The sequence below is a fragment of the Neptuniibacter sp. QD48_55 genome, from assembly GCF_047778115.1.
Lineage (GTDB): Bacteria > Pseudomonadota > Gammaproteobacteria > Pseudomonadales > Balneatricaceae > Neptuniibacter.
On sequence record NZ_CP180555.1, the window covers coordinates 1,233,435 to 1,245,352 of the forward strand.

General features: G+C 43.2%; 12 protein-coding genes. 5 read left to right on the forward strand and 7 right to left on the reverse strand.

Annotated features, from left to right (window positions below; translation table 11 throughout):
* Positions 1–24: 24 nt before the first annotated feature.
* The gene (tusA, locus tag ACMXYW_RS05580; protein ID WP_415884071.1) at positions 25–264 is read left to right on the forward strand and encodes a sulfurtransferase TusA; all 240 of its coding nucleotides are present in this window, start codon (positions 25–27) and stop codon (positions 262–264) included.
* Positions 264–809: a ProQ/FINO family protein gene (locus tag ACMXYW_RS05585; RefSeq protein WP_415884072.1), complete on the forward strand. Its 546-nt coding sequence runs from the start codon at positions 264–266 to the stop codon at positions 807–809. The genes tusA and ACMXYW_RS05585 overlap by 1 nt, the downstream gene beginning before the upstream one ends.
* Positions 810–888: 79 nt before the next feature.
* On the opposite strand, the gene ACMXYW_RS05590 is transcribed toward ACMXYW_RS05585, so the two are convergent.
* The 4 genes from ACMXYW_RS05590 to ACMXYW_RS05605 all read right to left on the reverse strand — a co-directional run bounded on the left by ACMXYW_RS05590 (position 889) and on the right by ACMXYW_RS05605 (position 5,969).
* A complete protein-coding gene (locus ACMXYW_RS05590; RefSeq protein WP_415905521.1) occupies positions 889–2,844 on the reverse strand; it encodes an EAL domain-containing protein in 1,956 nt (651 codons plus the stop codon).
* A gap of 24 nt (positions 2,845–2,868) precedes the next feature.
* A complete protein-coding gene (locus ACMXYW_RS05595; protein WP_415905522.1) occupies positions 2,869–3,510 on the reverse strand; it encodes a transglutaminase-like cysteine peptidase in 642 nt (213 codons plus the stop codon).
* 88 nt (positions 3,511–3,598) lie between these two features.
* On the reverse strand, positions 3,599–4,681 hold the full coding sequence (locus ACMXYW_RS05600; protein WP_415905523.1) for a DUF3080 family protein: 1,083 nt from the start codon (positions 4,679–4,681) through the stop codon (positions 3,599–3,601).
* A 7-nt stretch (positions 4,682–4,688) separates the two neighbouring features.
* On the reverse strand, positions 4,689–5,969 hold the full coding sequence (locus tag ACMXYW_RS05605) for an MATE family efflux transporter (protein WP_415905524.1): 1,281 nt from the start codon (positions 5,967–5,969) through the stop codon (positions 4,689–4,691).
* A 518-nt stretch (positions 5,970–6,487) separates the two neighbouring features.
* Between ACMXYW_RS05605 and ACMXYW_RS05610 the strand changes: the two genes are divergently transcribed.
* Positions 6,488–6,691, forward strand: coding sequence for a cold-shock protein (locus ACMXYW_RS05610; RefSeq protein ID WP_415884078.1), 204 nt, complete (start codon positions 6,488–6,490; stop codon positions 6,689–6,691).
* Between the two features lie 88 nt (positions 6,692–6,779).
* On the opposite strand, the gene ACMXYW_RS05615 is transcribed toward ACMXYW_RS05610, so the two are convergent.
* Together ACMXYW_RS05615 and mqo are read right to left on the reverse strand one after the other, a co-directional pair.
* Positions 6,780–7,013 (reverse strand): hypothetical protein, encoded by a 234-nt coding sequence (locus ACMXYW_RS05615; RefSeq protein WP_415905525.1) that lies wholly within the window; start codon positions 7,011–7,013, stop codon positions 6,780–6,782.
* Positions 7,014–7,130: 117 nt separating this feature from the next.
* Positions 7,131–8,672 carry a malate dehydrogenase (quinone) gene (mqo, locus tag ACMXYW_RS05620; protein WP_415905526.1) on the reverse strand — a complete coding sequence of 514 codons (1,542 nt, stop codon included), beginning with the start codon at positions 8,670–8,672 and terminating at the stop codon, positions 7,131–7,133.
* 434 nt (positions 8,673–9,106) lie between these two features.
* Here mqo and ACMXYW_RS05625 point away from each other — a divergent pair, with 434 nt between their 5' ends.
* Both ACMXYW_RS05625 and ACMXYW_RS05630 read left to right on the forward strand, forming a co-directional pair.
* Positions 9,107–9,508: an SMI1/KNR4 family protein gene (locus tag ACMXYW_RS05625; RefSeq protein WP_415884081.1), complete on the forward strand. Its 402-nt coding sequence runs from the start codon at positions 9,107–9,109 to the stop codon at positions 9,506–9,508.
* 3 nt (positions 9,509–9,511) lie between these two features.
* Positions 9,512–9,925 (forward strand): hypothetical protein, encoded by a 414-nt coding sequence (locus tag ACMXYW_RS05630; RefSeq protein WP_415905527.1) that lies wholly within the window; start codon positions 9,512–9,514, stop codon positions 9,923–9,925.
* A 73-nt stretch (positions 9,926–9,998) separates the two neighbouring features.
* On the opposite strand, the gene ACMXYW_RS05635 is transcribed toward ACMXYW_RS05630, so the two are convergent.
* Complete coding sequence (locus tag ACMXYW_RS05635) at positions 9,999–11,759, reverse strand: PHA/PHB synthase family protein (protein WP_415905528.1); 1,761 nt, start codon at positions 11,757–11,759, stop codon at positions 9,999–10,001.
* Between the last annotated feature and the right edge of the window lie 159 nt (positions 11,760–11,918).

Here is an 11,918-nt window from a genome sequence, read left to right on the forward strand (position 1 = left end):
GCATCTTTCTGCAAGAGATAAAACATGACGGACATCAAAGCCGACCATATTCTTGATGCAAAGGGCCTATACTGCCCTGAGCCTGTTATGATGTTGCATAATCATGTTAGGGATATGCTGGCAGGGGAAGTGCTGCATATTTTGGCAACTGATCCCTCTACTCAGCGCGATATTCCTAAGTTCTGTACGTTTTTAGGACATGAATTGGTTGAGCAGTATGTAGAAGACGACCTTTACGGGTATTACATTCGTAAGGGTGAATGATGTCTGTGGATGTTGAGCAGATAAGTACTAAAACTAGGCAATTAATTGATCAATTGGAAAATATGCTGGATTCTGCGGAGGCGAATCTGACTCAGTCAAAGCAAGTTTTCCAATCAGAGGCTAATCAGGTGAATGACGTAGTAAACAAAACGCCAAAGGCGAAATCCAAAAACCGTGCTGCAAATATGGCTGCTCTGCAGCAGTTGATGGAAGCGTATCCGAAAACCTTTGATCGTAAAAACGTTAGGCCTCTAAAAATAGGCATCCAAGAAGATCTTGTTGCTGACGAAAAAGTCGCTAAGAACAAAATCAAACGTGCTCTTGCGAGTTATGTTCGTTCACTGAACTACTACCGCTCCCTGCGTGAAGGTGCTGAGCGTATTGATATCAATGGTGAGCCAGCTGGTGTAGTGACTAAAGAAGAGTCAGATCACGCAAAAGGCAAGTTGAAAGAGATAAACAAAGTACGTCAAGAGAAGCGCAAAGAACAAGAGCGTGAAGAGCGTATGAGTAAAAAGCTTGAAATGCTAGTGGGTCGTAAATAAGCCCTAGTCCTAAGCTAGATACAAAAAAACGGCGGTTATACCGCCGTTTTTTTATGTTTGGAGTATGGTTATCAAACCCCTAAGCTTTGCTTAAGGGTTTTGGCGTGCCGTGAAGATAACCTTGGCTACCATCCACATTTAGCGCTTCAAGGATCTGTAGCTGACTTTCTCTTTCTACATGCTCGGCGTAAGCTTTGATCTCAAGGCTATGGGCTACGCTGATCAGGCTGCTGACAAAGAAGCGGTCTTCATCGTTCTGATCGATATTACGGATTAGAGACCCATCAATCTTGATGTAATCAGGTTGTATTGAGTACAGGTAAGAGAAGCCGCTAGGGTGAATACCGAAATGGTCGACACCAAACTCTGCGCCAATAGACTTTAGAGCCTTACGGAACTCTAGAATGCCTTCAATGTTGTTCAGTACACTGGTTTCATCCAACTCGAACAGAACTTTAACGCTAGGGCTGATGGTCTTTAGCTTATCTAGTAGCCATGTTCTAAAGCTTTCACTGCTTACGGCTTCATGACTCAAATTAATGGTCAGTGGGCAAGCAATCTTCTCATGTTGCTCTAGCGCTAGTTCGATTACAGCTCTGTCCATTTCAGGCATTAAGCCAAGCTCTTTTACAACGCTGATGAACTCACCGGCAGACGCGGGTTGATTATCCTGATTAAGAATACGCGCAAAGATCTCATCCTGAATCGGCATAGACCCTGGCTTTTTGCTAAATACGCTTTGAATCTGTAAAAAGATTTGGCGCTGATTGATCGCGTTAGCAACATGTTGTTTCCAATCAGATTGCTGCGGCTGTGCTGCAGTTTTTTCCGATGTGTTGAACTGCTTCCATAGCACTTTAGATTTCTCTGCTTCATTACTCGCTATACGAGCTTCAGATAGAAGCTGGCTACTGTTGCTTTCATCGTTGCATTCGCAACTGCCGATACTGATTATTGAGCCTTCAATATCTTGGCCCATCAACTGCGCAAGGTGTTTGCGGCTTTCCTGATCAAGTTGCTCCAGTTTTAGTTTTAACTGGTCGGTATCGATTGTATTAACCAACAATATGAAGTCTGCGCCGGTTACACGGCCTAGTACACTTTGATCTGACCCGCGTGCAAATTCCTCTAGATGGCTGGCTAGGTGTTTCAGCAAGTTATTGGTCTTATCCATACCTATCTGCTGGTTGGTCTCCTGCAGATTGCATAGATGGATATTGAATAGAGTTCCTCTACCAAAATCTTTACGGTAATCAAGGCGCTCGGCCAGTTGTGCTTCAGTTGCACGTTGATTAGACAAGCCTGTTAAGCTGTCTTGATAAGCGTTTCTGCGTAGCTCTTCAATATTGCGAGCTTGTTCATCGAACATTACCTGTACTTGCTTAACCATGCGGTTCATTGCTTGTACTACACGCTTAAGTTCACGTGTACCTGGTAATTTTTCTTGCTCTAGGTAGCGCTTTTCAGATAGGGCGATTGCTTGCTGCTCTACGGAGTGCAATGGTCTTAGTAGGTATCTAATCAATGAGCTGATAGCGAGCAAGCATAGAATCGATAAAGAGATAAACAGGATGATGCTATCTTGTGCGCCTTTCCAAAGCTTGTCGTAAGCATAACCAGCGCTACTTTGTACGTAGATTTTGCCTACCTGCTGCCATTGGTGCGCTACTTCTCTGAACATAGATGGTGGCGTAATCTGCACCATCGATCTGAACCATTCAGGCACTTCTTCGCTGATGGATTCTTTAGTTTTTTTCTCAAACAGAATCTCTTCATCTGCATTGGTTACGATAATGCGCTGGTAGAAGCCACTGTCAAAAATAGCATTGACGGCAGTTTCAATGGTCGCGCTATCGTTTTCAGCCATATATGGTGCAAGGTAAAGGCCTAAATGTGTGGCAGAATCCTGCGCATGCGACTCCAGTTGATCCTGAAGAACAGAGCGCGAGCTTTCTGACATTATGTAAAGGGTGCCAGAAACCAAACCTATTAGTACCGCAAAGATCGCGGCGATAAGTTGGTTAACCAGTGACATAATAGATACTCCTCATCATTAAACCTACCTTAGGTTAATGTCATTGTTTTCAATACGAGATTGCAGTTTTACCCAAGGCTTTAATCTGTCAGATGTTCCTACTAGCGTAGTTCTGCGGCCCATTTTGGAGAGCCATAGTTTATCACCATTAAAGCTATAAACGTGTAACAGGTCTGTACGCTTGGAAGCAGGCAAAATTTCGCCGTTAATATTGTCCAGAACTAAAGGGGTTGCACGTGGCTTGGGGTAGTACGTTAATACCATATGGGCTTGGTTATATTCCAAGGCTTTAACGTAGGCTAAATTCATTTTTTCTACGGGTACACCCAGCTCTTTGAGTGTGTAGTATTTCGCAATGCTGAAATCTTCGCAGTCACCGCCGTTGGTGATGAGAAATTCTACGGGTGTGGCCCAGTAATCCTTCTTTTTCCAGTGCTTGATATCATCGATAAATCGCACTTGGTTAAAAAAGTCGTTTACGCGTTCAAGCTTGTTACTTTCGCTTTCATTGGCTAATTCAGTTAGAAGATTCTGCCAAGTTTCGAGTCTGCGCTTCGCTTTTGCTCCGTATTTGTTCCCTAGCTTTTCAATATCAGCTTTGCTCAGGCGCACGCTTTCAGCATCAACTTGGGTAAGCAGAAGGGTTGAAGCAAACAGTAACAACACAAAAAATGCTGTATTGAACGATATGGTGTTACTGTGCTGTTTTGATTTAAAGGCTGGGTTCAATGTCCAATCCGTAGCTCAAAAGCGGTTAGTCTTTCTGTGTCGGCATCATGCCGCAATTTTTTAAGGTTTTTTGCCAAGCTTCTGTGTGTTTGTCCCTAACACGTTGGTAACTCAACCAAATGCTGTGAGGTGCTGTTTTGGACAGTATAGTGGTTGAATAAGTTTCCATTGATTGTGGGATGCTTATAGAAAGTGTTGTGTAATTTTGCAGTAATTGCTGATTAAGGTCGAGCCACTGGGAGGCATATCGGTCAGTTTGTGCTAAATAAGGTAGAACTTCACCTATATAAAACTTATAAAAAACGTTTTCTAAGATGCGTGCCGTTTTATTTGGGCTTTGGTTTCTACATAGAGGGGTATTAGGCGAATTTCGCTTATCTAACAAGTTCGCGGCTTGATCAAGATGGTAAGTCAGGACTTCAAGTGAGCTAATAATTGCAGGGCCGGATCGATTGCTATGCAAGACTTTGAACGCTTGGTTTAAGCGATCTTCATTAGGTTTTGTTAAACCTAATTGATCAAGGTTATTTGCGGTTAAATTTACAAGGGTTCGCAAGGCTTCGATACTCTGTTGAGTGCTGCTGTTATCAACTAGAGGTAGGGCAGTTTGCGAACGGCTGAAGTTGGCTTCCATTTCTGGTGCGGTAAATATCCCATTCCATAATTCAGCAGGCAAATTATCGCGTTTAACTCGATAGATGTCGCTTACCCTTTTTAGCAGTTCAGTATCGATAGTGCTGTCGTTGCGTAATGATTCTCGGCACTGAGTTAATAAATAATAAAATTTGAGCTCATACTGTAACTTTGTTGATGGCTTGGCTACTTTGCCAAGAGAGCTATTGCGCTCTGCGATTAGAGGTAGCAAATCACAACGTTTTAATTTCAGAACGTCTAAAAGGCCTTCACGGATCTCAGTGGTTTCTAAGATTCGGTCGCGTTTTAGCGGAAATTGTAACCTTGCCTGAGGGGTGTATGACTCAGGTTGGTTTAGATCGAGGGTGTTACTTAGGCGGTAAAGGTAATTATCTAATACTTGTTCAGGTGTATCTCGGCTACATCCGCTAAGTGATATGAGTAGGAAGATAAGAATATATAACCGTTTTAGCATGACGAGGTTAACGATGTTGGGCTTGGTTGAGCAATTGGTTGCTTTTCCAATGTAAACGAGTAATTAACAGTATAGCGCCAATGGTTAAGCCAATAAGTAAACCAACCCAGAACCCTTTAGGGCCCATTGCTTCAGTGATTAACTCTGTTTTACCTAAGATATAACCAGAAGGTAGACCAATCAGCCAATAGGCGATAAATACAAGCATGAGAGGAACAACAGTATCTTTGTAGCCTCTAAGAGCGCCTGAGCATGTTATCTGGATGGCATCTGAGAACTGGAAAAGGGCTGCAATAATGATCAACGTGCTGGCGATTTCAATAATCTGAACTTCTTGGGTATAAAGCTCGGCAATAGGTGTTGCAAAAAGAGCCATAAGTGAAGAGCTAAAAATTGCCAGGGTTAAAGTGATGACTAAACCTGTAACTGCACTGAATTTTGCTGCGTCAGGTTTTTGCGCCCCGAGTTGGTGGCCAACCCGTATGGTGAGTGCGAGAGATATACTTAAAGGCAGCATAAAGATCAGACCGGTAAAACTGATTGTGATCTGGTGAGAGGCGATCATTATCTCACCAAGATCTGCCAAAAGCAGGGCGATTACTGAAAACATGCTGACTTCGATTAAAAGAGCGATACCTATAGGTAGTCCGAGCTTTAAAAAGTTTTTAAGTGCAGATGGCTCAGGTAGAGACCAACCCGAAAAAGGTTTGATCGTTACAAAGGTTGGTGACTTCGCTAGATAGATAAACGCGCTAAAGAACATAATCCACATAACAATAGCTGTTGCCCAGCCGCAACCTACGCCTCCTAGTTCTGGAAAACCAAACTTGCCATAGATAAGTGCATAGTTAAGTGGGATGTTACATAACAGTCCAAGGATGGAAATTTTCATCGCAGGTTGCGTTTTACCAAAACCTTCAATATAGCTGCGGATAAGTTGATAAAGTAGAAGGGCAGGGAATCCCCAGCTTATAGCAGCTAGGTATTGTGTGGTTAAGCTTGCTAGCTCCTCTTCTACGCCCATGAAGGTAAGAACTGGATCGCAGTTATGCAGGGTAAATATCGCAAGTAAGCTTAAAATCGCGACTATAATCACGCCCTGATGCAGTGTTTCCGAGCTCGCATTTTCTTTATTGGCACCTACAAGATGCGCAACCATAGGCGTGGTGGCCATTAAGATGCCTTGGCTAGCAATAAAAATGGGTAGCCAGATACTTGACCCTAATGCCACAGCGGCTAGATCTGTTGCGCTGTAACGTCCGGCCATCAGCGTATCGACAAAACCCATAGAGGTTTGTGCGACTTGAGCGATCGCTATAGGGAAGCCAAGTGCAAGAATTATTTTGATTTCTTCTAGGCGTTTCAGGGGATGATCCTTAGATAAAACTGAAAGAGGCAGAGTTAAGTTGTTATAGCTCTTCTCGAACCTGTATTGATTTTAAGTATACCGCGATGAAGCGCAGATAGATTAAATCTTATGTTAAAAATTAAGAGCTTAATCGCGCTAACAAGTTGTGTAAAAGGCGGATATGACAGCAGAACACTTACCGATTAGTCGAGTCTTAGACTATTGTAGAGTCCTTTTTGGTTAAAAAAACATCAAAAAACGCACAAATGGAATTGAATTAACACAAAGCAGCGCTATGATCAGATGATCGGAAAAGACATGGCTGCTTTAATGTTGCGGCAAGGAAACTCTTGGCCTAACTCTTTCAATGCGGTCGGTTTTTTCTATTTAACAGCTTTAAGCAGGAAATCTTTCGTTGCTTCGGCTGATTTTAATTATCCAAAATAGGGTTTTGAAAGATGGCAACAACTGGAACAGTTAAGTGGTTTAACGACGAAAAAGGCTTTGGTTTTATTGAGCAGGAAGGTGGTCCAGACGTATTTGCACATTTCAGTGCAATTCAGGGTGAAGGCTTCAAAAGCTTAGCTGAAGGCCAAAAAGTAGAGTTTACTGTGACTCAAGGTCAAAAAGGCCCACAAGCTGAAAACATCGTTAAAGTTTAAGCTGTTGCTACGGGGTAAAATCCCGTCCTGCACATGATAGAAAGGCAAGCCTAGGGCTTGCTTTTTTATTGCCTAAAAGCTGTATTGATTAATGAGTACTACTTTCCAGAATGGTTAGGATCTGTAGTGCTTCTTCTCTGCTTTGACCGCAAAACTCTTCTTCAGGTGCAAAGTCAGCACAAGCTTTTGGTCTTTGTTCTGTGCCAAAAATATCACACCGATTTTGCTGATCTAAATGTTTGCAACGTTCGCCCGCAGGTTTATTCAAGCTAGTGATGCTCGGTGCAATACAGCAGGCACCGCAGTTTTCTCGACATTGCATAGTAACGACAGGGAAAGTTAAAAGGTTATTGTAGCGAAAAGGGTAGAGAAATAAAAAAGCCGGTCAGAAGAAAGACCGGCTTTGGGATTGGCTCTATATCATTATAATTATATTCGACTAGGCTGCTGTGCCTTGATCTTGCAGGCTGCTATCAGCCTGCAGTTCAGTCTTTTTTATAGTATCAAGCCCCAGCGTAGACAAAGTGCGCTTACGCACGCTATTTAGTAACGCTGCATCTTGAGTCAGATCCTGACCGTAAGATGGGATCATCGCATGAATCTTGTCTTGCCACTCTTGTGTAGCAAGTTTTTCTGCGAAGCATGTTTCCACAATGTTGATCATCGTCTGGACTGCAGTTGATGCACCAGGTGAAGCACCTAGAAGAGCAGCAAGCGTACCGTCTTTAGCCGAGATTACTTCGGTACCGAATTCCAACTTGCCTTTACCGTTCTCATCTTCTTTGATGATCTGCACGCGTTGGCCGGCGTAGGAAAGCTCCCAGTCTTCATCTTTTGCATCAGGGAAGAAGTTTCTTAGCGCGTCTACACGAGAGCTGTGAGACTGCATTACTTCACTGATCAGGTACTTAGTAAGGTCCATGTTATTCATACCTACAGAAAGCATCGGCTTGATGTTGCCAAGGTTGATGCTTAAAGGCATGTCGAAGATAGAACCTTTCTTCAAGAACTTAGTCGTAAATCCAGCAAATGGGCCAAACAGTAGGGCTTGTTCACCACCGATGACGCGAGTATCCAAGTGAGGTACGGACATCGGTGGGGCACCGATAGGTGCTGTGCCATAAACTTTAGCCAAGTGCTTTTTAACGATTTCTGGTTTGCGGCAAACTAGCCATTGACCACTTACAGGGAAGCCGCCATAACCTTTACCTTCGGAAATGCCTGCTTTTTGGAGAAGCGGTAGTGCGCCACCACCTGCACCAAGGAATACAAACTTAGCATTGATAACTTCTTTATCGCCAGTTTGTTCATTCTTTAGGGTGATCGTCCAGTTTTTATCTTGGTCTTGCTTAAGATCTTTTACTGTACGGCTTAGTAAAAGTTCGAAATCATCTTGAGCTTCTAGGAAGTTCACCATGTTGCGTGCAAGCGAACCAAAGTTTACGTCTGAGCCGTAAGCAACACGAGTGGCTGCAACTTTCTCGCTAGGGTCACGGTTTTCCATGACCAGTGGCATCCACTGTTTCAATACTGCGTGATCTTCGCTGTATTCCATGTCCGCAAACTGGTGCGTAGCACTCAATGTTTCATAACGATTGCGAAGGAATTCTACGTTCTTCTCACCCCATACAAAGCTTTGGTGTGGTACAGGGTTAATAAATTGAGAAGGTTCAGGAAGGGCGTTTTGTTCTACGAGGTATGACCAGAATTGCAAGCTAACTTCGAAAGAGGCATTAATTGCGAAAGCTTTAGTGGCATTGATCGTGCCGTCTGGCATTTGTGGCGTGTAGTTCAATTCACAATATGCCGCGTGGCCCGTACCGGCATTGTTCATGCCATCTGTACTTTCATGGGCGACATGATCTAGGCGCTCGATCATGCTGATTTTCAGGGAAGGATCTAGCTGCTTGAGCATGACGCCAAGGGTCGTACTCATAGCTCCCGCGCCGACTAGCAATACGTCTACTGATTTTGTGGTCATAGGAACTTCGCCATTTTAATAATAATAATGGTTTGTGAAGTAGCTGCGGGGATGGGGGCTTGTGGCCGCAACAGTAATGACTTTGGTGAGTCAGCTGTTATCACCCGAGACTTCTTTGTTCTGCAACACCTAGAACATAATTTTATGACATTTTCTGGAGGTTGCAGGATGTTTGGCGCGAATTATACGGATTCTGTCGCTAATGTCTTGGGAAATAAGGCCAAAGGAGTTAGCAATTCGGATTAGATTAATTCTAAAGTATTACATATTTTGGCATAACTACTGTCGTATGAAGTAATGTTTGCGGTCTTTGTGTATATAACTATTCTCTAAAGTTATTAAAGATGGATATAACTGATCTCTTTTGTTTACTTCTCCGGTCTGCTCGACTAGTCTGCCTGCGAATCTGAAAAGCCAAACACAGGAGCGCCTATATGGAAGATATTATTGAGTTACTACAAGAGCGTAATGTCGAAGTTCCTGTACCTTTAGATCTACCTGATGAAGACGATCTTGTTGAGATCGAAGAGCAGATTCTGATCTCGCTGCCAGATGAATATAAACATTTTTTGCTTGAAGTAAGTGATATCGTCTGTGGCTCTATTGAACCGGCGACTGTGGCTGATCCAAGTTCGCACACGTTTTTACCTGAATTAGCCGCTACTGCTTGGGATATTGGTATGCCTCGTGAGTATATTCCGATCTGTGAGCATGCAAATGGTTACTATTGCATTACCCAAGATGCAGCAATCTTGCTCTGGCAACACGGTGATACTATCGAAGATGAGTGGCCATCGATCTGGAACTGGGCTAAAGATGTCTGGTTGGAGAGTTAATAAATGAACGGACAGATTTTTCAACAAATTGAAGCTTTTGCTGAGTCGATGATGAAAGCAGCTGAAGCGGATAACGAAAAAGAGTTTTATTCTGTTTATGCTGAATTGGAAACTTTAGCTGAGCAGTATAAAGGTAAGAAGAGTGATCACCCTGTGTTTTGGGAAACACTAGCTGATTTCTCCGAAGAAAACCAAGATGCGATCAAACTTTATCAGCAAGCTTATCAATTGGCCGATAACTTCAAAGAGACAGAGTATAAGGCTTCAATTCAATACTCTTTAGCTCAGCGCCTGTTTGAAGAAGGTCAAAAAGAGGATGCACTTGAAGCTTTGGCTAAAGCGGAAAAATTTGCGGGGTTCACTGAGGATCAGGAGCTTCAAGCAGATATCCAGCAGCTACGTTCTGAGCTCCAATAATCTTCACGCTCTAATGTACACAATTACTAAAAAAAAACGGAGCAGATGCTCCGTTTTTTATTTCTAATCCAACTTAGTCGATACGTACAGCTACATAACGACCAGGTGCTGCTTCGATAACGCTGTACTCATCGTTACCTGGTGCAGCTGGAGCGGCTACTTTCTTACCAGCACGACGCTTCAACCACTCAGCCCAGTGAGGCCACCATGAACCTTCCTGACGCTCAGCCGATTCTAACCAGCTATCAGCGCCTTTACCTAGTTCACCGTTGATCCAGTAGTTACGACGGTTCTTAGAAGCTGGGTTGATAACCCCTGCAACGTGACCGCTTGCACCTAGAACGAACTCGTTTTTGCCTTTAAGCAGTTCAGTACCTTCGAAAGTACCTTTCCATGGAGCAATGTGATCTTCGATTGTAGATAGGAAGTAGCAAGGGATCTTGATCTTACCAAGATCGATCTTTTCACCGCAGATAGTTAATTGGTCTTTCTTAGTTAGACCGTTTTCCATGTACATGTTGTTAATATAGTACGTGTACATGCCTGCTGGTAGGTTAGTAGAGTCACTGTTCCAATACAGAATATCGAACGGAGGAGGCGTCTGACCTTTAAGGTAGTTGTTAACTACATAAGACCAGATTAGATCGTTTGAACGCAGCATGTTGAAAGACGTAGCAAGTTCACGACCACTTAGGTAGCCCTGATTATTTACTTTGTCTTCCAGCTTCTTAATTTGCTGCTCATCAATGAATACACATAGATCACCAGGATCAGTGAAGTCTAGAAGTGTAGTAAAGAACGTTGCAGAAGCGATAGACGTATCTTTACGTGCTGCCATTACCGCTAGAGCTGTTGTTAGTAGAGTACCACCTACACACCATGCTACTGCGTTAACTTTGTCGCTCTTAGTAATATCTTGAACTACTTGGGTCGCTTTTAGGATGCCTTTTTCTACGTAGTCATCCCAAGTGATATGGCCCTGTTCAATCGTTGGGTTCAACCAAGAAATAACGAAGGTTGTTTGGCCTTGGTCAACACAGTATTTTACGTATGAATTGCTTTCTTGCAGGTCAAGAATGTAGAACTTATTGATGCAAGGAGGCACGATCATTGTTGGACGAGCGTAAGTCTCTTCAGTCGTTGGTTTGTACTGAATAAGCTGGAACATCTCGTTTTCAAATACGACAGAACCTTCAGTCGTTGCAATGTTCTCACCTAGAACAAATGCAGACTCGTCAGTCATAGAGATGCGGCCTTTCTCGGCATCACCTAGAAGGTTTTTAAGGCCATCAACTAAGCTCTGACCTTTAGTTTCCAGCGCTTGTTGAAGCACTTCAGGGTTAGTGATTGCAAAGTTGGTTGGAGACATCGCATCGATATATTGCTGCGTGTAGAACTCAAGTTTCTTCTGTTCTTGGTCAGAAAGATTCGCATTTGCCGCCATTTCCTGAAGAAGCTTGGAGCTTAGTAGGTAAGACTGCTTGATGTAATCGAAAACAGGGTTCTGAGACCACTCTTCAGCTTGGAAACGACGGTCACCGCGTGCAGGTTCAGCAACTGATTCGTTGTTTTTACCTGTCAGCAAGTTAGTCCAAAGGCTCATCTGGCTTTGCTGATAATCGGTAATTGCACGGATCCAAACGGTAGGGTCTTCCCAGGAGCGGTTAGCTAACTCTGTCCAGGATTGCGTGAACTTTGTGAAAATATCATCACAGCCTGAAGCTGAGAACATATCCAATACTTTCTTGGTTTCGGAATTCAGGTAGTCGATAAACTCCTGAGGGTTGGAAAGTAGGTTGCTATTGTTGTCCATAGGGTCGCCTTTCTTTGTCATATCCGTCCTTCCATCTTGCGTGCTTCACATATTCATTACGAGTATGGAGTCGTGGAAATACAAGTTTTACGGTTTAACTCACAATATCGCAACTTTTAATTGCGTTTTTATGAATATATCTGTCCAGCATATTCTTGTGCGGTGCAATGTATCAAGGTA

What these genes read in the sequence shown, in the direction of transcription:
- ACMXYW_RS05635 (WP_415905528.1), bottom strand. Translation starts at nt 11,759, where the DNA reads ATGACAAAGAAAGGCGACCCTATGGACAACAATAGCAACCTACTTTCC.
- ACMXYW_RS05610 (WP_415884078.1), top strand. Translation starts at nt 6,488, where the DNA reads ATGGCAACAACTGGAACAGTTAAGTGGTTTAACGACGAAAAAGGCTTT.
- ACMXYW_RS05600 (WP_415905523.1), bottom strand. Translation starts at nt 4,681, where the DNA reads ATGCTAAAACGGTTATATATTCTTATCTTCCTACTCATATCACTTAGC.
- ACMXYW_RS05630 (WP_415905527.1), top strand. Translation starts at nt 9,512, where the DNA reads ATGAACGGACAGATTTTTCAACAAATTGAAGCTTTTGCTGAGTCGATG.
- mqo (WP_415905526.1), bottom strand. Translation starts at nt 8,672, where the DNA reads ATGACCACAAAATCAGTAGACGTATTGCTAGTCGGCGCGGGAGCTATG.
- ACMXYW_RS05605 (WP_415905524.1), bottom strand. Translation starts at nt 5,969, where the DNA reads ATGGGTTTTGTCGATACGCTGATGGCCGGACGTTACAGCGCAACAGAT.
- ACMXYW_RS05615 (WP_415905525.1), bottom strand. Translation starts at nt 7,013, where the DNA reads ATGCAATGTCGAGAAAACTGCGGTGCCTGCTGTATTGCACCGAGCATC.
- ACMXYW_RS05585 (WP_415884072.1), top strand. Translation starts at nt 264, where the DNA reads ATGTCTGTGGATGTTGAGCAGATAAGTACTAAAACTAGGCAATTAATT.
- ACMXYW_RS05590 (WP_415905521.1), bottom strand. Translation starts at nt 2,844, where the DNA reads ATGTCACTGGTTAACCAACTTATCGCCGCGATCTTTGCGGTACTAATA.
- tusA (WP_415884071.1), top strand. Translation starts at nt 25, where the DNA reads ATGACGGACATCAAAGCCGACCATATTCTTGATGCAAAGGGCCTATAC.
- ACMXYW_RS05625 (WP_415884081.1), top strand. Translation starts at nt 9,107, where the DNA reads ATGGAAGATATTATTGAGTTACTACAAGAGCGTAATGTCGAAGTTCCT.